The 23,258-nt window shown below is 58.1% G+C and carries 19 protein-coding genes; 1 reads left to right on the forward strand and 18 read right to left on the reverse strand.

Annotated features, from left to right (window positions below):
- Window positions 1-18: 18 nt before the first annotated feature.
- Both fghA and ACYZTW_RS27070 read right to left on the reverse strand, forming a co-directional pair.
- Window positions 19-864, reverse strand: coding sequence for an S-formylglutathione hydrolase (gene fghA / locus ACYZTW_RS27065; protein WP_033059910.1), 846 nt, complete (start codon window positions 862-864; stop codon window positions 19-21).
- Between the two features lie 8 nt (window positions 865-872).
- Entirely contained in the window at window positions 873-1,985 is a 1,113-nt protein-coding gene (locus tag ACYZTW_RS27070) for an S-(hydroxymethyl)glutathione dehydrogenase/class III alcohol dehydrogenase (RefSeq protein WP_033059912.1), read from the reverse strand.
- A gap of 107 nt (window positions 1,986-2,092) precedes the next feature.
- On the opposite strand from ACYZTW_RS27070, the gene ACYZTW_RS27075 reads away from it, so the two are divergent.
- Window positions 2,093-2,989, forward strand: coding sequence for a LysR family transcriptional regulator (locus tag ACYZTW_RS27075; RefSeq protein WP_095128086.1), 897 nt, complete (start codon window positions 2,093-2,095; stop codon window positions 2,987-2,989).
- A gap of 165 nt (window positions 2,990-3,154) precedes the next feature.
- Here the strand turns inward: ACYZTW_RS27075 and ispD are convergent, their stop codons facing one another.
- From ispD to rseP, 16 genes are all read right to left on the reverse strand, one after another.
- Window positions 3,155-3,862: a 2-C-methyl-D-erythritol 4-phosphate cytidylyltransferase gene (gene ispD, locus ACYZTW_RS27080; protein ID WP_462002517.1), complete on the reverse strand. Its 708-nt coding sequence runs from the start codon at window positions 3,860-3,862 to the stop codon at window positions 3,155-3,157.
- Complete coding sequence (gene ftsB / locus ACYZTW_RS27085) at window positions 3,859-4,137, reverse strand: cell division protein FtsB (RefSeq protein WP_462002518.1); 279 nt, start codon at window positions 4,135-4,137, stop codon at window positions 3,859-3,861. The genes ispD and ftsB overlap by 4 nt, the downstream gene beginning before the upstream one ends.
- 171 nt (window positions 4,138-4,308) lie before the next feature.
- Complete coding sequence (gene eno / locus ACYZTW_RS27090) at window positions 4,309-5,598, reverse strand: phosphopyruvate hydratase (protein WP_008154033.1); 1,290 nt, start codon at window positions 5,596-5,598, stop codon at window positions 4,309-4,311.
- Window positions 5,599-5,761: 163 nt separating this feature from the next.
- The gene (gene kdsA / locus ACYZTW_RS27095) at window positions 5,762-6,607 is read right to left on the reverse strand and encodes a 3-deoxy-8-phosphooctulonate synthase (RefSeq protein ID WP_462002519.1); all 846 of its coding nucleotides are present in this window, start codon (window positions 6,605-6,607) and stop codon (window positions 5,762-5,764) included.
- 5 nt (window positions 6,608-6,612) lie between these two features.
- Window positions 6,613-8,244, reverse strand: coding sequence for a CTP synthase (locus ACYZTW_RS27100; RefSeq protein ID WP_129441639.1), 1,632 nt, complete (start codon window positions 8,242-8,244; stop codon window positions 6,613-6,615).
- A 274-nt stretch (window positions 8,245-8,518) separates the two neighbouring features.
- Window positions 8,519-9,847 (reverse strand): tRNA lysidine(34) synthetase TilS, encoded by a 1,329-nt coding sequence (gene tilS / locus ACYZTW_RS27105; RefSeq protein ID WP_462005847.1) that lies wholly within the window; start codon window positions 9,845-9,847, stop codon window positions 8,519-8,521.
- Between the two features lie 137 nt (window positions 9,848-9,984).
- Window positions 9,985-10,932, reverse strand: coding sequence for an acetyl-CoA carboxylase carboxyltransferase subunit alpha (locus ACYZTW_RS27110; RefSeq protein ID WP_462002520.1), 948 nt, complete (start codon window positions 10,930-10,932; stop codon window positions 9,985-9,987).
- A gap of 150 nt (window positions 10,933-11,082) precedes the next feature.
- The gene (gene dnaE / locus ACYZTW_RS27115) at window positions 11,083-14,604 is read right to left on the reverse strand and encodes a DNA polymerase III subunit alpha (protein ID WP_462002521.1); all 3,522 of its coding nucleotides are present in this window, start codon (window positions 14,602-14,604) and stop codon (window positions 11,083-11,085) included.
- Between the two features lie 115 nt (window positions 14,605-14,719).
- Entirely contained in the window at window positions 14,720-15,346 is a 627-nt protein-coding gene (gene rnhB / locus ACYZTW_RS27120; RefSeq protein WP_462000635.1) for a ribonuclease HII, read from the reverse strand.
- 11 nt (window positions 15,347-15,357) lie between these two features.
- Window positions 15,358-16,488, reverse strand: a complete 1,131-nt coding sequence (gene lpxB, locus ACYZTW_RS27125) for a lipid-A-disaccharide synthase (RefSeq protein WP_462002522.1) — start codon at window positions 16,486-16,488, stop codon at window positions 15,358-15,360.
- A 2-nt stretch (window positions 16,489-16,490) separates the two neighbouring features.
- On the reverse strand, window positions 16,491-17,267 hold the full coding sequence (lpxA, locus tag ACYZTW_RS27130) for an acyl-ACP--UDP-N-acetylglucosamine O-acyltransferase (protein WP_262165811.1): 777 nt from the start codon (window positions 17,265-17,267) through the stop codon (window positions 16,491-16,493).
- On the reverse strand, window positions 17,264-17,704 hold the full coding sequence (gene fabZ / locus ACYZTW_RS27135; protein WP_128607522.1) for a 3-hydroxyacyl-ACP dehydratase FabZ: 441 nt from the start codon (window positions 17,702-17,704) through the stop codon (window positions 17,264-17,266). The genes lpxA and fabZ overlap by 4 nt, the downstream gene beginning before the upstream one ends.
- Before the next feature lie 107 nt (window positions 17,705-17,811).
- Entirely contained in the window at window positions 17,812-18,867 is a 1,056-nt protein-coding gene (lpxD, locus tag ACYZTW_RS27140) for a UDP-3-O-(3-hydroxymyristoyl)glucosamine N-acyltransferase (RefSeq protein ID WP_462002523.1), read from the reverse strand.
- Between the two features lie 3 nt (window positions 18,868-18,870).
- The gene (locus tag ACYZTW_RS27145; protein WP_007949341.1) at window positions 18,871-19,374 is read right to left on the reverse strand and encodes an OmpH family outer membrane protein; all 504 of its coding nucleotides are present in this window, start codon (window positions 19,372-19,374) and stop codon (window positions 18,871-18,873) included.
- 45 nt (window positions 19,375-19,419) lie between these two features.
- Window positions 19,420-21,810: an outer membrane protein assembly factor BamA gene (bamA, locus tag ACYZTW_RS27150; protein WP_462002524.1), complete on the reverse strand. Its 2,391-nt coding sequence runs from the start codon at window positions 21,808-21,810 to the stop codon at window positions 19,420-19,422.
- 74 nt (window positions 21,811-21,884) lie between these two features.
- Entirely contained in the window at window positions 21,885-23,237 is a 1,353-nt protein-coding gene (gene rseP / locus ACYZTW_RS27155; RefSeq protein ID WP_462002525.1) for a sigma E protease regulator RseP, read from the reverse strand.
- Window positions 23,238-23,258 lie beyond the last annotated feature (21 nt).

Here is a 23,258-nt window from a genome sequence, read left to right on the forward strand (position 1 = left end):
GGCGTGATTCTACCTGCATTAGACGCCTAGGGCGCGTCCATGATGTTGCAAGTGGTCGTCGATGAAACTGGCGATGAAGAAATAGCTGTGGTCGTAGCCCGGTTGCAAGCGCAACGTCAGCGGATGACCGGCCAGTTTGGCGGCCTGTTGCAAGGCTTCAGGCTTGAGCTGGGTGGCCAGGAAATCGTCGCGATCACCTTGGTCAACCAGCAGCGGCAGCTTCTCGTTCGCCTCGGCAATCAGGACACAGGCATCCCACTCGCGCCATTTCGATCGGTCTTCCCCCAAATAGCGGGAAAAGGCTTTCTGCCCCCAAGGACAGTCCATCGGATTGTTGATCGGCGAGAACGCCGACACCGACTGATAACGCCCCGGATTACGCAACGCGCAGACCAGCGCGCCGTGGCCGCCCATGGAGTGACCGCTGATGCCACGTTTGTCCGACGCCGGGAAATGAGCTTCGACCAATGCGGGCAATTCCTGCACGACATAGTCATGCATCCGATAGTGCCGCGACCAGGGTTCCTGCGTGGCATTCAGATAAAACCCGGCGCCGAGACCAAAGTCCCAGGCGCCATCCGGATCACCCGGCACATCAGGACCGCGAGGGCTGGTGTCCGGTGCAACGATAATCAGCCCCAGCTCGGCGGCCATGCGCATGGCGCCGGCCTTTTGCATGAAGTTTTCGTCGGTGCAGGTCAGGCCGGACAACCAGTACAGCACCGGCAGTTTGCCGCCCTGCTCCGCTTGCGGCGGCAGGTACACGGCAAACACCATGTCGCAGCCCAGCACATCGGAGCGGTGCCGATAGCGTTTGTGCCAGCCGCCGAAGCTTTTCTGGCAGGAGATATTTTCCAGGCTCATGACCGACCTCAGAAATGGATGACGGAACGGATGCTCTTGCCTTCATGCATCAGGTCGAACGCCTTGTTGATGTCTTCCAGGCCCATGGTGTGGGTGATGAAAGTATCCAGCGGAATTTCGCCGGTTTCGGCCATTTCGACATAGCTCGGCAATTCGGTACGGCCACGCACACCGCCAAACGCCGACCCGCGCCAGACGCGACCGGTGACCAATTGGAATGGACGGGTGGAGATTTCCTGTCCGGCACCGGCCACACCGATGATGACCGACTCGCCCCAACCCTTGTGGCAGCACTCAAGGGCTGCACGCATCAATTGGACGTTGCCGATGCATTCGAAGGAAAAGTCGACGCCGCCGTCGGTCATGTCGACGATGACTTCCTGGATCGGACGATCGAAATCTTTCGGGTTCACACAATCGGTTGCACCCAACTGCTTGGCGATCTCGAACTTGGCCGGGTTGATGTCGATGGCAATGATCCGCGCAGCCTTGGCTTTGACGGCGCCGATCACTGCCGACAGACCGATGCCGCCGAGGCCGAAAATGGCGACGGTATCACCTGGCTTCACCTTGGCGGTATTGAGGACTGCACCGATGCCGGTGGTGACACCGCAGCCCAGCAGGCAGACTTTTTCCAGTGGCGCTTCTTTTGGAATTTTGGCGACGGAGATTTCCGGCAGCACGGTGTACTCGGAGAACGTCGACGTCCCCATGTAGTGAAAAATTGGTTGGCCCTTGTAGGAAAAGCGCGAAGTGCCATCCGGCATCAGGCCTTTACCCTGAGTCGCGCGAATCGCCTGACACAGGTTGGTTTTGCCCGACAGACAGAATTTGCACTGGCGGCATTCCGGGGTGTACAGCGGGATCACATGATCGCCGACTGCGACGGAGGTCACGCCCTCACCGATCGCCTCAACCACCGCGCCACCTTCGTGACCGAGAATCGACGGGAAGATGCCTTCCGGGTCGGCACCGGACAAGGTGTAGGCATCAGTGTGGCAAACACCGGAAGCCACGACGCGCAGCAGGACTTCACCGGCTTTCGGCATGGCGACATCGACTTCAACGATCTCGAGGGGTTTCTTGGCCTCGAAGGCAACGGCAGCGCGCGACTTGATCATGTGGATTCTCCAGTGAATAAAAACGAGACAAAGAGTGTAATACAACGCTCTACGGTGAATAATCTGGACAAAAGCAAAACATTATTGCCATACAGGGATAATCCTTGATGTCCGAAAACCGCTGGGAAGGTATCGACGAGTTCGTCGCCGTGGCCGAGTGCAGCCAGTTCACGGCTGCCGCGGAACGCCTCGGGGTTTCGTCCTCCCACATCAGTCGACAAATAGTACGCCTCGAAGAGCGACTTCAGACGCGGTTGCTTTATCGCAGCACCCGCCGGGTCACGCTGACCGAGGCCGGGCAAACCTTTTTGCAACATTGCCAGCGTTTGCAGGATGGTCGCGAAGAAGCCTTGCGCGCGGTAGGCGACCTGACCAGCGAGCCCAAAGGCATGCTGCGCATGACCTGCGCCGTGGCGTATGGCGAACGATTCATCGTGCCGTTGGTGACCCGTTTCATGGGGCTCTATCCGCAACTGCGAATCGACATCGAACTGAGCAATCGTCAACTCGACCTCGTGCACGAAGGCCTGGACCTGGCGATTCGCCTCGGTCGTCTGCAGGACTCGCGACTGGTGGCGACACGTCTGGCGCCACGGCGGATGTATTTGTGCGCGTCGCCGTCCTACCTGGAACGGTATGGGCGCCCGCATAGCTTGTCGGAACTGAGCCGCCATAACTGCCTCATCGGCAGCTCGGACATCTGGCAACTGGAACAGAACGGGCGGGAATTTTCGCAGCGAGTACAGGGAAACTGGCGCTGCAACAGTGGGCAAGCGGTGCTGGATGCGGCGTTACAAGGGGTGGGGTTGTGTCAGTTGCCAGACTACTACGTCCTGGAACACCTGAAGAACGGTGAGTTGATTTCGCTGCTGGAAGCCCACCAACCGCCGAATACCGCCGTGTGGGCACTTTATCCACAGCAGCGGCATTTGTCGCCGAAGGTGCGCAAATTGGTGGATTACTTGAAGGAAGGATTGGCCGAACGGCCGGAGTATCGAACTTAGATCTGCTGGCAGTTTTCAGTGACAGATGCGTCGCCTGATTGACCGCTTTCGCGAGCAGGCTCGCTCCCACAGTGGATCTTTGGCAAACGCTGAAAAGGTGTGCAACAAAAAACAAATGTGGGAGCGAGCCTGCTCGCGATCGCGGCTGAACAGCCACCGAGCAATTCAGCGGCGGTTAGCCCAACGCTGGCGCAACCACTCAAGGTCTTCGGGGCGAGTTACTTTGAGGTTGTCGGACCGGCCTTCGATCAGGCGCGGCGCCAGACCTGACCACTCCATGGCAGAAGCCTCGTCAGTGATGACCGCGTCGGCCACCAGACTGTCGGCCAACGCCCGATGCAACGCGCCAAGGCGAAACATCTGCGGCGTATAGGCTTGCCAGATCACACTGCGATCCACGGTTTCGACCACACGACCGTGCTTGTCGACCCGCTTGAGGGTATCGCGTGCAGGAACCGCCAGCAATCCACCGACAGGATCATCTGCGAGTTCACTCAGCAACTTATCCAGATCATCACGGCTCAGATTTGGCCGCGCGGCATCGTGAACCAGCACCCAATCCTCATCGTCAGCGCCTTGCGCATGCAAATGCAGCAACGCATTGAGTACCGACCCGGAACGCTCGGAGCCACCTTCAACCCGCTGAATTCGCGGATCACACGCACACTTCAGGTTTGACCAATAAGGATCATCAACAGCAAGACTGACCACCAGCCCCTTCAGGGAAGGATGATCAAGGAAACAGCCAAGGCTGTGTTCGAGAATAGTGCGCCCGCCCAGTTGCAAGTATTGCTTGGGACGGTCCGCGGCCATACGGGCACCGACGCCCGCGGCAGGAATTACAGCCCAGAAGGCCGGTAACGAGGGGTTCATTGAGCCAACTGGTAAAGGGTTTCACCGTCCTTGACCATACCCAACTCATGGCGAGCCCGCTCTTCAACGGTCTCCATGCCCTTTTTCAACTCACTGACTTCCGCGTCCATCACCCGATTGCGCTCAAGCAGCCCCTCGTTCTCAGCGCGTTGATCTGCGATCTGCTGAGTCAGTTCGGCCACTTGCGCCAGACTGCCATTACCCACCCACAGGCGGTATTGCAGGCCAGCCAGCAGCAGGAGCAAGACGAGGAACAACCAATTGGGACTGCGCATCGAATATCAGGTATCCAGTGAAAAAAGACAGCCATGCCAAAACTTTGAAGCTTCTGATAGCACGAAGCCTGGAAGAACCAGGCTTGTGCTTATAAGGCATCAGATTAGTGGCAAATCCATCGCTGTAGCGATTTTTCCGACACAATCCGGTGTCTTTTTACCCGTTAACGATTAACCGCGGAATTCGCTGCGACCGTTGTACTTGGCTTTGCCATTCAACTGCTCTTCGATACGCAGCAGTTGGTTGTACTTGGAAACACGGTCCGAACGGCACAGGGAGCCGGTCTTGATCTGGCCAGCCGCGGTGCCCACAGCCAGGTCGGCAATGGTCGAATCTTCGGTTTCGCCGGAGCGGTGCGAGATCACAGCGGTGTAACCAGCGGCCTTGGCCATCTGGATAGCTTCCAGGGTTTCGGTCAGGGTGCCGATCTGATTGAACTTGATCAGGATCGAGTTGGCGATCTTTTTATCGATGCCTTCTTTCAGGATCTTGGTGTTGGTCACAAACAGGTCGTCGCCAACCAGTTGAGTCTTCTCGCCGATCTTGTCGGTGAGGATTTTCCAGCCAGCCCAGTCGGACTCGTCCAGACCGTCTTCGATCGAGATGATCGGGTAACGCTCGGTCAGGCCTTTCAGGTAGTCGGCGAAACCTTCAGCGGTGAACACCTGGCCTTCGCCGGACAGGTTGTATTTACCGTCTTCGTAGAATTCGCTGGCCGCGCAGTCCAGCGCCAGGGTCACGTCAGTACCCAGTTTGTAACCGGCGTTGGCCACGGCTTCGGAGATCACTTTCAAAGCGTCTTCGTTAGAGGCCAGGTTCGGTGCGAAACCACCTTCGTCGCCCACTGCAGTGCTCAGGCCACGGGCCTTCAGAACGGCTTTAAGGTGATGAAAAATCTCGGTACCCATGCGCAGACCTTCCGAGAAAGACTTGGCGCCTACTGGCTGAACCATGAATTCCTGGATGTCGACGTTGTTATCGGCGTGCTCGCCACCGTTGATGATGTTCATCATCGGAACCGGCATCGAGTAAACACCCGGGGTGCCGTTCAGGTTGGCGATGTGAGCGTACAGCGGCAGGTCCTGGTCCTGTGCGGCGGCCTTGGCGGCTGCCAGGGAAACAGCGAGGATTGCGTTGGCGCCCAGGGAACCTTTGTTTTCAGTACCGTCGAGCTTGATCATCGCGTGATCCAGCGCTTTCTGGTCGCTTGGGTCTGCACCTTTCAACAGGTCGCGGATCGGACCGTTGATGTTGGCGACGGCTTTGAGTACGCCCTTGCCCAGGTAACGGCTCTTGTCGCCATCACGCAGCTCGAGCGCTTCACGCGAGCCAGTGGAAGCACCGGACGGCGCGCAAGCACTGCCGATGATGCCGTTATCGAGAAGCACGTCCGCTTCCACGGTGGGGTTGCCACGGGAGTCGAGAACTTCACGACCTTTGATGTCGACGATTTTTGCCATTGTTGTAAACACTCCAAAGTTGACGAAAACGCTGTAGGAGCACGGCTTGCCGGCGATGGGGCCCTCAAGGACGCCATCGCTGGCAAGCCATGCTCCTACAAGAGCAGTGCGGCCAGCGGGCCTGAGCATTAATTCGTGCGGTACTTTACCGGAGAAATGAGGATTACGCGGTTTCTACCGTCGGAAAACTCTTCACCAGTTCGTCCAAAGCTTTGAGCTGGGCCAGGAATGGCTCCAGTTTGTCCAGACGCAAGGCGCAAGGGCCGTCGCATTTGGCGTTGTCCGGGTCCGGGTGGGCCTCAAGGAACAGGCCGGCCAAAGACTGGCTCATACCGGCTTTCGCCAGATCGAGGACCTGAGCGCGACGACCGCCGGCGGAATCGGAGCGACCGCCGGGCATTTGCAGCGCGTGGGTCACGTCGAAGAACACCGGGTATTCGAACTGTTTCATGATGCCGAAGCCGAGCATGTCGACGACCAGGTTGTTGTAGCCGAAGCTCGACCCGCGTTCGCAGAGGATCAACTGATCGTTACCCGCTTCCACGCATTTGCTCAGGATGTGTTTCATTTCCTGAGGCGCGAGGAACTGGGCTTTTTTGATGTTGATCACCGCACCGGTCTTGGCCATCGCGACCACCAGGTCGGTCTGGCGCGACAGGAAGGCCGGCAGCTGGATGATGTCGCAGACTTCAGCGACGACCGCGGCCTGATCAGGCTCGTGGACGTCGGTGATGATCGGCACGCCGAAAGCTTGCTTGATGTCCTGGAAAATCCGCATGCCCTCTTCCAGGCCGGGGCCACGGTAAGAGGTCACGGAGGAACGGTTGGCCTTGTCGAAGCTGGCCTTGAACACGTAAGGGATACCGAGTTTCTCGGTGACCTTTACGTATTCTTCGCAGACCTGCATCGCCATGTCGCGGCTTTCCAGCACGTTCATGCCACCGAAAAGCACCATTGGCTTGTCGTTGGCAATCTCGATTTCGCCTACGCGGATGATCTTCTGGGCCATCGGATTTACGCCTTCTTCTGGTGTTGAACCAAAGCTGCTTTAACGAAACCGCTGAACAACGGGTGACCGTCACGTGGTGTCGAGGTGAACTCAGGGTGGAACTGGCAAGCGACGAACCATGGATGATCCGGGGCTTCAATCACTTCTACCAGGGCGCCATCACCGGAACGACCGGTGATTTTCAGACCGGCTTCCATGATTTGCGGCAGCAGGTTGTTGTTCACTTCGTAGCGGTGACGGTGACGCTCGACGATCACGTCCTTGGCGTAGCAATCGTGCACCAGGGAACCCGGTTCCAGCAGGCAATCCTGAGCGCCAAGGCGCATGGTGCCGCCCAGATCGGACGCTTCGGTACGGGTTTCGACAGCGCCGGTGGCATCTTCCCACTCGGTGATCAGACCCACGACCGGATGGCCGCTGGCACGATCGAACTCGGTGGAGTTGGCGTCTTTCCAGCCCAGCACGTTACGAGCGAACTCGATCACGGCCACTTGCATGCCCAGGCAGATGCCGAGGTATGGAACCTTGTTTTCGCGAGCGTATTGAACGGCAGTGATCTTGCCTTCCACGCCACGCAGACCGAAGCCGCCAGGTACCAGAATCGCGTCGACACCTTCCAGCAGCGCAGTGCCCTGGTTTTCGATGTCTTCGGAGTCGATATAGCGCAGGTTGACCTTGGTGCGGTTGCTGATGCCGGCGTGACTCATCGCTTCGATCAGCGACTTGTAGGCGTCCAGCAGTTCCATGTACTTGCCGACCATGGCGATGGTGACTTCATGCTCAGGGTTGAGCTTGGCGTCGACCACGGCTTCCCACTCGGACAGATCGGCACCGCCACATTGCAGGCCGAAACGCTCGACAACGAAATCATCCAGGCCCTGGGAATGCAGAATGCCCGGGATCTTGTAGATGGTGTCGGCGTCTTCCAGCGCAATCACCGCACGTTCTTCAACGTTGGTGAACTGAGCGATCTTGCGACGCGAGGAGATGTCGATCGGGTGATCGGAACGGCAAACCAGCACGTCAGGCTGCAGGCCGATGGAACGCAGTTCCTTGACCGAGTGCTGGGTTGGTTTGGTTTTGGTTTCGCCAGCAGTGGCGATGTACGGCACCAGCGTCAGGTGCATCAGCATCGCGCGCTTGGCGCCGACTTCGAAACGCAATTGACGGATCGCTTCGAGGAACGGCTGGGATTCGATGTCACCCACGGTGCCACCGATCTCGACCATGGCCACGTCGGCATCGCCGGCGCCCTTGATGATCCGGCGCTTGATTTCGTCGGTGATGTGCGGGATCACCTGAATGGTGGCGCCCAGGTAATCACCACGGCGCTCTTTGCGCAGGACGTGTTCGTAGACACGGCCGGTGGTGAAGTTGTTGTTCTGGGTCATGGTCGTGCGGATGAACCGCTCGTAGTGGCCCAGGTCCAGGTCGGTCTCGGCGCCGTCGTGGGTGACGAACACTTCACCGTGCTGGAACGGGCTCATGGTGCCCGGGTCAACGTTGATGTACGGGTCCAGCTTCAGCATGGTGACCTTAAGTCCCCGCGCCTCCAGGATGGCCGCCAATGAAGCCGATGCGATGCCTTTCCCCAATGAAGAAACAACACCGCCCGTGACGAATATGTAGCGCGTCATGAAAAACCCTAGAAGTCTGCGTTAAAGCGGTCCGAGCCGCCGGGGAAAGCGAAGGAAGGCCGAAGCCCCCGATCACCTGCATTAATCACAGTGCACCTTTCAAAAAAACCGCCGCGTTGGGACAGACCGGAAGATGAAACACCGGTACGTTGCTCGCTACACATTTTTTGGAATCGCCCAGCAAAGACTGCTTGGTAATCGGCAACTCCTGCAATTCAGGCGAATCCACAGAAGTTGTATCAAGAAGGGAGCGTAGTCTACCGGAAAGCCCCTTTCAGCTCAAACCTTGATCTTCGTGCGGTGGCTGCCAATGCAAATTCCAACGGTCCTTTGCACTGCCATCCAAGCCCCGCAGGTTGGCCACCGCCAGCAATTGCTCGCCTCGGTAGAGCAGCGGCAATCTGCCACGGGCGAAACCCGGCACGCCGCTTTCGTTGAGCAATCGCTTCAGATCGCGATGGCCGCGACCGGGCAGATTCATCACTTCACCGCCCTCACGATAGCGGATATGCAGCAGGCCATCGGGGATTTGGCCGGTGAGTGTGAGCACACCGTTGTCCGGCAACACCAGCGATAGCGAGGGATCAGGCCAATTCCCGATGGCGGGCGACGTACGCAACCAACTGCCGGACAACCACCAGATACGCCCACCCGCCCGATGCAGTTCGCCCTCCGCCAGCCGCCAGATCGGGCGGGCATCGCCGCTGGCATCACGCAAATTCTCCCAACCCGACCAATGGTCACTGTCCGGCAGGCGCGTCAGCGGTTCGAGCCAATGACTTAACGCATTACACTGGCGAGCAGCAGACAGTTTTTCCAATGCCGCCAGTTCCAGGGACGGCAATCCCAGCCAATCAAACTCATTGGCAGTGCTGGCGTCAGCCAGGTCGATTTGCGCAAGCTCATCGAGCAATCCCTGCGCCTCACTCAGATGTGCAGCGCTGCGGGCCATGGTCGCCAGCGCTTGCGGCCAGCGCTCGGTCAGCACAGGGACAACCTGATGCCGCAGGTAATTACGCGAAAACTGTCGGTTCAGGTTCGAAGGGTCTTCGATCCAGCTCAGCCGATGCTCCGCCGCATAGGCTTCAAGTTCAGCTCGCGTGACATCGAGCAATGGCCGCAGCAGCAGCCCTTTACCAAGCGGGCGCTGGCGTGGCATCCCCGACAACCCCCTCACCCCTGCCCCACGCAATAGCCGAAACAACAACGTTTCCGCCTGATCGTCACGGTGCTGGGCGGTCATCAACACTTCATTGGCCTGAGTCGCCTCGATGAACGCGGCATATCGCGCATCCCGGGCTGCACGCTCCAGACTCGCGCCGGGTTGAACCTGTACGCGAACAACTTGCAGCGGCACACCCAGCGTATCGCAGACCGACTGACAATGATCCGGCCACGCATCAGCCACAGCCTGAAGGCCGTGATGTACATGAATGGCGCTTAGCGCCGGCAGGGATTCGGTTTTTGCGAGGTGCACGAGAAGGTGCAGCAGAACGGTGGAATCGAGACCACCGGAGAAAGCGATGCGCCAGGCCGGGGCGTTGCGCCACGGAGCAAGCCTCAAAAGAAGCTTGGCGGGTAAATCACTCTTCGAAGGAATCATAGGCATCAGTCGCCTCACTTAAACCCAATGTGGGAGCGAGCCTGCTCGCGAAGGCTGCTTAACATTCAACACATTTGTCGACTGTTATACCGCTTTCGCGAGCAGGCTCGCTCCCACATGTGTATAGCGAGGTCAGATCAGAGACCGTAGCTCATCAGACGCTCGTAACGGCGAGCCAACAGCGCTTCGTTATCGAACTTCTTCAACATCGCCAGCTGCGAGCTCAGCTCGGCACGGATCGATGCAGCCGCAGCGGCCGGATTACGGTGCGCGCCACCCAAAGGCTCGCTGATCACTTTATCCACAATACCCAGGCCTTTGAGGCGCTCGGCAGTGATGCCCATGGCTTCAGCAGCGTCCGGCGCTTTTTCGGCGGTCTTCCACAGAATCGAGGCGCAACCTTCCGGCGAAATCACCGCGTAAGTCGAGTACTGCAGCATGTTCAGTTGATCGCAAACACCGATCGCCAGCGCACCACCGGAACCACCTTCACCGATCACGGTGGCGATGATTGGGGTTTTCAGGCGTGCCATGACGCGCAGGTTCCAGGCAATCGCTTCGCTCTGGTTGCGCTCTTCAGCGTCGATACCAGGGTAGGCGCCCGGAGTGTCGATGAAGGTCAGGATCGGCATTTTGAAACGTTCGGCCATTTCCATCAGGCGGCAAGCCTTGCGGTAGCCTTCTGGACGCGGCATGCCAAAGTTGCGACGAACTTTCTCGCGCACTTCGCGGCCTTTCTGGTGACCGATGATCATCACCGGCTGGTCGTCCAGACGGGCAACACCGCCGACGATCGCAGCGTCGTCGGAGAAGTGACGGTCGCCGTGCAATTCGTCGAACTCGGTGAAGATGTGTTCGATGTAGTCCAGGGTATACGGACGTTTCGGGTGACGCGCGAGACGTGCGATCTGCCAGCTGGTCAGCTTGCCGAAGATGTCTTCGGTCAGCGTGCTGCTTTTGTCCTGCAGGCGGGAGATCTCATCGCCGATATTCAGCGAATTGTCATTACCGACCAAGCGCAACTCTTCGATCTTGGCTTGCAGGTCGGCGATCGGCTGTTCGAAATCTAGAAAATTCGGGTTCATAGGCGTCCGTCTTGGGTCGACATCCAAGAGAGCTTGGGCCGGCCGGTTGTCTATTCGCGCCCTACCTTAAGGGAGAGGCGCGTTCAGGTCGAGATTAAAAATTGGGTCGAGATCAGAGCTGCTCCCTTTTGTAAGAGCGGCACCTGACCGTCAACGGTATTGGAGGAAGACGTTGTCTCGCCCGAACTGGTCACGCAGGGCTTGAATCAAGGCATCCGCCGGGTCGATCCGCCAGGTCTCACCAAACTGCAACAAGGCCTTCGCATCGGGACTGGTGTATTCCATGGTGATCGGGCACGCACCGCGGTGACGCTTGAAAAGCTCACCGAGCCAGCGTAGCTGATCGCCTTTCAAATCCTGGGTGTGCAGCTTCAGGCGCAAGCTTTCGGCCAGGTTGGTGCGCGCATCTTCCATGCTCATCACCCGCTTGACCCGCAAGCGCAAGCCACCGGAGAAGTCGTCGTTACTGACTTCGCCTTCGACCACCACCATCGCGTCGGTTTGCAACAGCGACTGCGCGGAATGGAATGCCTCGGCAAACAGCGACGCTTCAATCCGGCCCGAGCGGTCGTCAAGGGTGATGAACCCCATCTTGTCGCCCTTTTTGTTCTTCATGACCCGCAAGGCGATGATCATGCCGGCGACGGTCTGGGTATCCCGCGCCGGTTTCAAATCGATGATGCGCTGGCGGGCGAAGCGACGGATCTCGCCTTCGTATTCGTCGATCGGGTGACCGGTCAGGTACAGCCCCAGGGTGTCTTTCTCCCCTTTCAGGCGCTCCTTGAGAGTCAGCTCCTTGGCCTTGCGGTGATTGGCATAGACGTCGGCGTCTTCTTCGACGAACAGGCCGCCAAACAGGTCGACGTGACCGCTGTCTTTGGTCCGCGCGGTTTGTTCGGCCGCCTTGATCGCCCCTTCCATGGCGTTCAGCAAGACCGCGCGGTTGCGGTCGATATTGGCCTGATAGGCTTTCTGCTCGTCATGAAAGTAAGGACCCAGACGATCCAGCGCACCGCTGCGGATCAATCCATCCAGGGTGCGCTTGTTGATACGCTTGAGATCGACACGGGCGCAGAAGTCGAACAGATCCTTGAACGGACCGGCCTGACGCGCCTCGGTGATGGCTTCCACTGGACCTTCGCCCACACCTTTGATCGCGCCGAGGCCATAGATAATCCGGCCTTCGTCATTCACCGTGAACTTGAACTCCGAAGTATTCACATCCGGCGCGTCGAGACGCAGCTTCATGGTGCGAATTTCTTCGATCAAGGTCACAACCTTGTCGGTGTTGTGCATATCCGCCGACAGTACCGCCGCCATGAAAGGCGCTGGGTAGTGTGTTTTCAGCCACGCCGTTTGGTAGGACACCAGACCGTAGGCGGCGGAGTGGGATTTGTTAAAGCCGTAACCGGCGAATTTCTCTACCAGGTCGAAAATGTTACCGGCCAGATCGGCGTCGATATTGTTGGTGGCGCAACCTTCAATGAAACCGCCGCGCTGCTTGGCCATTTCTTCGGGCTTTTTCTTACCCATGGCGCGACGCAGCATGTCCGCACCGCCGAGGGTGTAGCCGGCCATGACCTGGGCAATCTGCATCACCTGTTCCTGATACAGGATGATGCCGTAAGTCGGCGCCAATACGGGTTTGAGGCCTTCGTACTGGTAGTCCGAGTGCGGGTACGCCAGTTCGGCGCGACCGTGCTTACGGTTGATAAAGTCGTCCACCATGCCCGATTGCAGCGGGCCCGGACGGAACAGGGCCACCAGTGCGATCAAGTCTTCCAGGCAGTCGGGCTTGAGCTTTTTGATCAGCTCCTTCATACCGCGGGATTCAAGTTGGAATACCGCGGTGGTTTCGGCTTTTTGCAGCAACTGGTAAGTCGGCTTGTCATCCAGCGGGATGAACGCGATATCCAGCGGCGGCTCATCGACCTTGGCGCGGTCGCGGTTGATGGTTTTCAGCGCCCAGTCGATGACCGTCAGGGTCCGCAGACCGAGGAAGTCGAACTTCACCAGACCCGCCGCTTCAACGTCATCCTTGTCGAACTGGGTTACCAGGCCATCACCGGCTTCGTCGCAATAGATCGGCGAAAAGTCAGTCAGCTTGGTCGGCGCAATAACGACACCACCGGCGTGCTTACCGACGTTACGCACAACGCCTTCAAGCTTGCGGGCCATTTCCCAGATTTCCGCGGCCTCTTCATCGACCTTGATGAAGTCACGCAGGATTTCTTCCTGTTCGTAGGCCTTTTCCAGGGTCATGCCGACTTCGAACGGAATCATCTTCGACAGACGATCCGCCAGTCCGTAGGACTTGCCCTGCACCCGTGCCACGTCACGGACCACAGCTTTTGCCGCCATGGAACCGAAGGTGATGATCTGGCTTACGGCGTTGCGGCCGTATTTTTCGGCCACGTATTCGATGACCCGGTCACGACCATCCATGCAAAAGTCGACGTCGAAGTCGGGCATCGACACCCGTTCCGGGTTAAGGAAACGTTCGAACAGCAGGTCATATTCCAGTGGATCGAGGTCGGTGATCTTCTGCACATAGGCCACCAGCGACCCGGCACCCGACCCACGACCAGGACCTACCGGCACGCCGTTGCTCTTGGCCCACTGGATAAAGTCCATAACGATCAGGAAGTAACCGGGGAAGCCCATCTGGATAATGATATCCAGCTCGAAATTCAACCGGTCCACATAGACCTGACGCTTGGCTTCGTAGTCTTCGGTGGTGTCCTTGGGCAACAGAACGCTAAGCCGTTCTTCCAGACCATCGAAGGACACTTTGCGGAAGTATTCATCGATGGTCATGCCATCGGGAATCGGGAAGTTGGGCAGGAAGTGCTTGCCCAGCTTCACTTCGATGTTGCAGCGCTTGGCGATCTCGACGGTGTTTTCCAGCGCCTCGGGCAAGTCACTGAACAGCTCGGCCATTTCCTCGGCGCTTTTGAGGTATTGCTGATCGCTGTAATTCTTCGAACGCCGCGGATCGTCGAGGGCACGGCCCTCACCGATGCAAACACGGGTTTCGTGAGCGGCAAAGTCTTCCTGCTTGATAAAGCGCACGTCGTTGGTTGCCACCAGTGGCGCACCGATTTTCTCGGCCAGGGCCACGGCGCCGTGCAATTGTTCTTCATCGTAGGGGCGGTTGGTGCGCTGGATTTCCAGATAGAAACGGTCCGCAAACACCGCCATCCATTCGCGGGCCAGGGTTTCGGCTTCGGCCGGGTTGCCGCCGAGCATCGCCAGGCCGATCTCGCCTTCTTTCGCCGCCGACAGCATGATCAAGCCTTCGCTGGCTTCGGCCACCCACTCGCGCTCGATGATGACCGAGCCATTGCGCTGGCCGTCGATGAAGCCGCGGGAGATCAGTTCGGTGAGGTTGCGATAACCCACGGCGTTCATCGCCAGCAAGCTGATCCGGCTCAACGGGCTATCCGGGTCCTTGTTCGACAGCCACAGGTCGGCACCGCAGATCGGCTTGATCCCGGCGCCCATGGCGGCTTTATAGAATTTGACCAGGGAACACATATTGTTCTGGTCGGTGACCGCTACGGCAGGCATGTTCATGCCGACCAGGGTCTTGACCAGCGGTTTGATCCGCACCAGACCGTCGACCAGGGAATACTCAGTGTGCAGGCGTAGATGAACGAATGAAGCCGGCATAGTGATCCTGTCTGTAAACGTGAAGACAACAAGGCCCGGAAATCCGGCGTTTAAAGCTACTGCGCTTTAAACCGCCGGATTGTACCGGGCCTTGGCAAAAACATCAGCCTGCCGACTAGTTCTCGATCAGGTTTTCCCGCGCCTCGTACGCCAGACGTACCGGGGCGAACGAGCGGCGGTGAATCGGCGTTGGCCCCAAGCGGGCCAGCGCTTCCAGATGAACGGGCGTCGGGTAGCCTTTGTGGCCGCCGATACCGTAACCCGGGTAAATCAGTTCGAATGCTGCCATCTCACGATCTCGGCTGACCTTGGCCAGAATCGACGCTGCGGCGATGGCCGGTACCTTGCCGTCGCCCTGCACCACTGCTTCGGCGCGCATCGACAGCTTCGGGCAACGATTGCCATCGATCATCGCCAGTTTCGGCGTGATGTGCAGGCCTTCGACGGCGCGCTGCATGGCCAGCATGGTGGCGTGGAGAATGTTCAGCTCGTCGATTTCTTCGACTTCGGCGCGAGCAATGCACCAGCTCAGGGCCTTTTCGCAGATCTCGTCGTAGAGCTTTTCGCGGCGGGCTTCGGTGAGCTTCTTCGAATCATTCAGGCCCAGGATCGGACGGTTCGGATCGAGGATCACCGCGGCTGTCACCACCGCACCGCAGAGCGGGCCGCGACCGACTTCGTCGACGCCTGCGACCAGGTCTTCAACTTCGGCGACCAAGGTGAAGTCCAGGCCCATCTGAATGCTTGCTTTGCTCATTGTGTTTTGCCGATCAGGTTCAGTACCGCGTCCGCCGCCTGATTGGAGGCGTCCAGACGCAAGGTACGGTGAATTTCATCGAAGCCGCGGGTCTGTTCTTCACCGCCTTCGATCAGTGGCGACAGCGTCTGGGCCAAGGCCTCAACCGTCGCATCGTCCTGCAGCAACTCGGGCACCAACAAGCGCTGGGCCAGCAGGTTCGGCAAGGAGATGTAGGGACTTTTCACCATGCGCTTGAGAATCCAGAACGTCAGTGGTGCCAGGCGATAAGCGACGACCATCGGCCGCTTGTACAGCAGCGCCTCAAGGGTCGCCGTCCCTGAAGCAATCAACACCGCGTCGCAAGCCGCCAGGGCCAGATGGGAGTTGCCATCGAGCAGGGTCAGCGGCAGATCGCGACCGGCCAGCAACTCCTCGAGCTGCTGGCGACGCTGGGGGCTGGCGCAAGGCATGACAAACCGTACACCGGGGCGCAAGGCCCGCAGGCGCTGGGCCGTATCGAGGAACAACGCACCGAGACGACCGACTTCGCCACCACGGCTGCCCGGCATCAGTGCAACCAGAGGCCCGTCGGGCAAGCCGAGTTCAGCCCGCGCGGCGGCCCGATCAGCTTCAAGCGGGATCGCATCAGCCAGGGAGTGTCCGACAAACCGGACCGGCACGCCCTTCTCTTCGTAGAATTTGGCTTCGAACGGGAACAGCGTCAGCATCAGGTCGCAACCTTCGCGAATCTTCAGTACCCGCTTCTGCCGCCACGCCCAAACCGACGGGCTAACGTAATGTACGGTCTTGATCCCGGCCTGACGCAGCTTGAGTTCGATATTGAGGGTGAAGTCCGGGGCATCGATACCAATGAATACATCCGGTTTCTCGGCGATCAGATCGGCGATCAACTTCTTGCGGCGAGCCATCAGCTCACGCAATCGGCCGAGCACTTCCACCAGGCCCATGACCGAAAGACGCTCCATCGGGAAATACGAGGTCAGGCCTTCGGCCTGCATCAGCGGACCGCCAACACCAATGAACTCGACGGCCGGATGCTGAGCCTTGAGTGCGCGCATGAGACCCGCGCCCAGAATGTCACCGGAAGCCTCACCCGCCACCAGCGCAATACGCAGATTAGCCATGATTAACGAGTGATGCCGCGGGTCGAAGACTGGATGGAATCACGGAACACCGCGACCTCCGGAAACTGGGCCGACGGTTCGGCCAGCTCGGCGAGCGCCTGTTCGACCGTCAGTCCCTGGCGGTAAACCACCTTGTAGGCACGACGAAGCGCGTGGATCGCATCTTCGCTAAAACCGCGACGGCGCATGCCTTCGAAGTTCATGCTGCGGGCTTCGGCCGGGTTGCCGAACACCGTGACGTACGCCGGGACGTCTTTGCCGATGGCGGTGCCCATACCGGAAAAGCTGTGGGCGCCGATATGGCAATACTGGTGAACCAGGGTAAAACCGGACAGGATCGCCCAGTCTTCAACGTGTACATGCCCAGCCAACGCGGTGTTGTTGACCAGGATGCAATGGTTGCCGATGACACTGTCGTGGCCGATGTGGGCATAGGCCATGATCAAGTTGTGATCACCCAGGGTCGTTTCAGAACGGTCTTGAATGGTCCCGCGGTGAATCGTCACGCCTTCACGGATGACGTTGTGGTCACCGATGACCAGCCGGGTTTCTTCACCCTTGTACTTCAGATCGGGCGTGTCCTCACCTACCGAAGAAAACTGGTAGATGCGGTTGTGCTTTCCGATTCGGGTCGGGCCCTTGAGAATCACATGCGGCCCGATCACTGTCCCCTCGCCGATTTCCACACCTGCACCGATGATCGACCAAGGGCCGACCTCGACGCCGTCGGCCAGGATAGCCGTCGGATCGATGATTGCGCGAGGGTCAATCAAACTCATAGTTTGCGTTCCGCGCAGATGATTTCAGCAGAGCAGACTGGCTTGCCATCGACCGAAGCCTGGCACTCGAACTTCCAGATCTGACGCTTGCAGCTCAGAAACTTGGCTTCCAGGATCAGTTGATCGCCCGGCAACACCGGTTGGCGGAAGCGCAGCTTGTCGGAGCCAACAAAGTAATAAAGGGTGCCGTCGGCCGGTTTCACGTCGAGCATTTTGAAACCAAGGATCCCGGCAGCCTGAGCCATCGCTTCGATGATCAATACGCCCGGCATGATTGGATGCGCAGGGAAGTGACCATTGAAGAAGGGTTCGTTGATGCTGACATTCTTGTAGGCGCGAATGCGCTTGCCTTCCACATCCAGTTCCACGACTCGGTCCACCAGCAGGAACGGGTAACGGTGGGGCAGGTATTCGCGAATCTCGTTGATGTCCATCATTTCGGGGGGAAGCCTATGTAAAGATTGGGAGGCGCGACTGACGCGCACCCCTCTAGCAAATCAAGGAGGCAGTCTAGCGGCTGTGCACACTTGATATGGAAATGGTATCAGCCATCTGATGAAGCATTACCGTCAGGGGTCACTTCCCCTACACGCTTTTCCAGCTGTCGCAAACGCCGTGCGATGTCATCGAGCTGACGGATGCGTGCCGCGCTTTTGCGCCATTCGGCAGCCGGTTGCATGGCTGTACCGGATGAATAGGAGCCCTTTTCGGTAATCGAGTGGGTCACCATGGTCATCCCGGTGATGAAAACGTTGTCGCAAATTTCGATATGCCCCACCAGCCCTACGCCACCGGCGAGCATGCAATGCTTGCCGATTTTGGTGCTGCCGGAGATCCCCACACAGGCGGCCATGGCGGTGTGATCACCGACCTGGACGTTGTGGGCGATCTGAATCTGGTTGTCGAGCTTCACACCGTTACCCAGAACGGTATCGGCCAGTGCACCGCGATCGATAGCGGTATTCACGCCAATCTCCACATCGTCACCGACCAGCACACCACCGATCTGGGCGATTTTCTGCCAAACACCTTTCTCGTTGGCAAAACCGAAACCTTCACCACCGAGTACGGCACCCGATTGAATCACCACCCGCTTACCGATGCGAACATCGTGGTACAGCGTGACTCGCGGGGCCAGCCAGCCGCCCTCGCCAATTTCGCACCGGGCACCGATGAAGCAGTGCGCGCCAACGGTCACACCTGCAGCAATACGCGCTGCACTTTCGATCACCGCAAATGCACCAATGCTCGCTTGCGGATCGACCACTGCGTCCGCTGCCACAACCGCTGTCGGATGAATACCGGCAGCCGCCTTTGGCTTGGGATCGAACAGATGGGAAACCCGCGCGTAGGCCAGATAGGGATCAGGCACCACCAGCGAATCACCTGCAAAACCTTCAGCGTCAGCGGCTTTCAGCAACAGGGCTGCGGCCCGACTGTCAGGCAGGTATTTACGGTATTGAGGATTTGCCAGAAAGCTCAACTGAGCTGGGCCAGCCTCTTGCAAAGTGGCTAGCCCAGTAATTTCTTTCTCCGGGTCGCCACGTAGCGTGGCGCCGAGGAACTCGGCCAACTGGCCGAGCTTTATAGTCGCTGTCATGGATTACTTCAGCTGATTCATGCGCTCGATAACCTGGCGAGTGATGTCGTACTGCGGTTTGACATCAATCACTGCGCCACGCTCGAAGACCAGGTCAAAAGCACCTTTCTTGATGACTTCTTCCACAGCGCTGTCCAGTTTCGGCTTGAGCTGCTTCAGCATTTCACGGTCGGCAACGGCTTTGGCTTCGTTCAGTTCCTTGGACTGGAACTGGAAGTCACGGGCCTTTTGCTTGAACTCGAGTTCCAGGCGTTCACGCTCGCCTTGCTGCATCTTGTCGCCGCCAGCCATCAGACGGTCCTGGATACCTTTGGCACTGCTTTCCAGAGTCTTGAGCTTGGTCAGCTGTGGGCCGAACTTCTTCTCGGCATCAACGGCGTACTTCTTGGCCGCGTCGGATTCCAGCAGAGCCATCTGATAGTTCAGAACGGCGATTTTCATGTCGGCAAAAGCCGGACCTGCTACCAGTAAGGTCGCCAGGAGAACCAATTGAGTCAACTTACGCACGATGCACTCCTACAAAATCCATTGTCGTTATCTTGGGTCAGGCGCTTAGAACGTCTGGCCGAGGGAGAATTGGAACACTTGAGTCTCAGCGTCATTCGGTTTCTTGACCGGCATGGCCAACGCGAAGCTCAGAGGACCCAGTGCGGTAACCCAGGTCACGCCGACACCGACAGAGCTGGCCATGTTACTCAAGCTGATGTCGTTGCACTCTGTTTGAGCGGTTGAACCGACATTTGCGTTCGTGGTCTTTTCGCACTTGGAGTCGAATACGTTACCCACATCCCAGAATACCGAAGTGCGCAGCGAACGCTGATCCTTGACGAATGGCAGCGGGAACAACACCTCGACACCACCCTGGATCAGAACGTTACCACCAAACGGCAGCGGGTCCTGGTCCGGGTCAGCGAGCGTACCGGTGTTACCCGTCACAGCCGCACCGCGACTTGGGGTACTGCGAGGACCGAGGGTGCTGTCCTTGAAGCCACGAACCGAGTTGAAACCACCAGCATAGTAGTTTTCATAGAACGGCAAGCCATCGGTAGAACCATAACCATCGCCATAGCCCAGCTCGGTGTGCAGGCGCATGGTGTAGTTTTCAGACAATGGTTGGAACAACTGGCCACGGTAATCAAGCTTGAAGAACGACAGGTCGCTGCCAGGCGTGGTGGTTTCCAGTGTCAGGCTTTGGGAATGACCACGGGTCGCCAATACGCCTTTGTTCAGTGTGGACTCGGACCAGCCGGCCGAGGCCTTGAAGTTCAGGTAGCTGTCGCCTTCCCGGTTAACAAAGTCGAAGATCTCGTCAACGGTGTATTGACCGGTCTTGATCTTGTCTTGCTGCGCAGTCAGGCCGAAGGTCAGACGCGACGTCTCGCTGATCGGGTAACCGACGCTCACACCTGCACCCAGGCTGTCTACGGCATAGCTGGCTACGTCGACGTCGAGGTCTTTGTAGTCAGTGGTGCGATAGAACGCGTTGTAACCCAGGCTCACGCCATCAGCAGTCCAGTACGGGTCGACATAACCGAAGTTATAGCGGCTCTGGTATTGACTGCGGGTCAAACCGATGCTGACTTTGTTACCCGTACCCAGGAAGTTGTTCTGGGTGATCGAACCACCGAGGATCAGACCGGCACTCTGGGCGAAACCGACGCTGGCGGTAATCGAACCGGAGGCCTGCTCTTCAACGCTGTAGTTCACGTCTACCTGGTCGTCGACCCCCGGCACGGCCGGCGTTTCAACGTTGACTTCCTTGAAGAAGCCCAGACGCTCAAGACGAGTCTTGGATTGGTCGATCAGGTAAGTCGAAGCCCAGCCACCTTCCATTTGACGCATTTCACGGCGCAGCACTTCGTCTTCGGACTTGGTGTTGCCACGGAAGTTGATGCGGTTCACGTAAGCACGCTTGCCCGGATCGACGGCGAACGTGATGTCGACGGTGTGGTCTTCATCGTGAGGTTGAGGCACGCCGTTGACGTTGGCGAAGGTGTAACCCTCGTTACCCAGACGACGGGTGATCAGTTCGGACGTGGTGGTCATCAGCTTGCGAGAGAACACCTGGCCTTTCTGAACCAGCAGCAGGGACTTGACCTGGTCTTCAGGGACTTTCAGGTCACCGCTCAGTTTGACGTCACGGACGGTGTACTTCTCGCCTTCATTGACGTTGACGGTGATATAGACGTGTTTCTTGTCCGGGGTGATGGACACCTGGGTCGAAGCGATATCCATGTTGATATAGCCACGGTCCAGGTAGTAAGAGCGCAGACGCTCCAGGTCACCGGAAAGTTTTTCACGAGCGTACTTGTCATCGTTCTTGAAGAACGACAGCCAGTTGGTGGTCTTGAGTTCAAACAGGTCGATCAGGTCTTCATCAGGGAAGACGGTGTTACCCACCACGTTGATGTGCTGGATAGCAGCAACGGTGCCTTCGTTGATATTGACCTTCAACGCAACGCGGTTACGCGGCTGCGGCACCACTTCAGTGTCGACGGTAGCCGAATAGCGGCCCTGAGCAACGTATTGGCGCTGCAGCTCGTTACGCACACCTTCGAGAGTGGCGCGCTGGAAGATCTCGCCTTCGGCCAGACCGGATTGTTTCAGGCCTTTCATCAGGTCTTCAGTGGAGATCGCCTTGTTACCCTCGATCTCGATACTGGCGACTGACGGGCGCTCGACTACCGTGATGACCAGGACGTTGCCATCTCTGCCCAGCTGGATATCTTGAAAGAAACCGGTTTTGAACAACGCACGAGTGGATTCCACCAGGCGACGATCATCCGCCTGTTCACCGACGTTCAACGGCAAAGCACCAAAGACGCTACCCGCGGAGACCCGCTGTAGGCCATTGACGCGAATATCAGAGATAGTGAAGGACTCGGCGTGAACTTCGGCGATCATCAATACGGTGAGAACCGCAGTTAGCAGCAGACGTTTCATGAAGTCCTTTCTTATTCCAACTGGCAATAAACAAACTGCCGCAAAATGCGGCAGATTCGCAATTCAGCGAAGCGTTACAGTCGACCTAGATCATTGACCAGAGCAAGCAACATCACCCCGATCACCAAACTGATGCCGATCTGTATCCCCCAACCCTGCACCCGATCCGACAAGGGGCGACCACGCGCCCACTCGATCAGATAAAACAACAAATGCCCCCCATCCAGTACAGGAATGGGCAACAAATTCAGAACCCCCAAGCTAATACTCAGATAAGCAAGGAAATTCAGGAAATCAGCGACACCCGACTGGGCAGAAGCGCCCGCCACTTTAGCAATGGTTATCGGTCCACTCAAGTTTTTTACCGAGAGCTCACCGAACAACATTTTCTTGAGCGAATCGAGGGTCAGTACGCTCATGGTCCAGGTACGTCGAGCGCCCTCCCCAATCGCTGCCACAGGACCATAACTCACTTCGCGAATCATCTCTGGCGGCCAATCAACCGCTTTCACCCCAGCGCCCAGATAACCACTGGGTGCCTTCTTCTCGCCGCGAGCGGCCAGCGTCACAGGGACGTCGATTTGAGCACCATCACGCTCGACGCGCAGCATGATTTTGGTATCAGGGTGCATACGGACTGTGTCCACCACCTGCTGCCAGTCATCAAGCGACTTACCGTCCAGAGCCAACAGTCGATCACCCGTCTTCAGACCAGCAGCCTGTGCCGGGCCTTTCGGGTCAAGTTCGGCCAGGACCGGTGGCAGCGCCGGACGCCAAGGGCGTATACCCAGCGAACGAATCGGGTCCGGCTCATCGGCACCCTTGAGCCATTTATCCAGCACCAGTTCACGGGGCGAATCCGCAGTGGAACCCTGATCACGGACCAGCAACTGCAGGGAACCGCTCTCCCCAAGACGACGGACCAGCTGCAAGTTCACCGCGGCCCAGCCGGAAGTAGGCTCGCCATCGATGGCGATGATTTCCTGACCGGCGCTCAAATCAGCCTTGGCGGCGATACTGCCGGATTCGACTGCACCGATGATCGGGCGCACTTGCTCGCTGCCGAGCATGGCGAGCACCCAGAAAAAAATCATCGCCAATAAAAAGTTGGCAATCGGGCCAGCAGCAACGATAGCGATGCGTTGACGGACGGATTTACGATTAAAGGTTTGATCGAGCTGATCGGCAGGCACTTCGCCTTCGCGCTCATCGAGCATTTTCACGTAACCGCCCAGCGGGATCGCGGCGACGACGAACTCAGTGCCTTTCTTGTCGTGCCAGCGCAGCAACGGCATACCGAAGCCCACGGAGAAACGCAGCACTTTGACCCCACAGCGACGTGCGACCCAAAAATGGCCGAATTCGTGGAAGGTAACCAGCACACCCAAAGCCACCAGGGTGCCGACAATCATATAGAGCGCGCTCATCTACTTTCTCCGCAATCCTAT

This window comes from Pseudomonas sp. LB3P25, assembly GCF_054897985.1.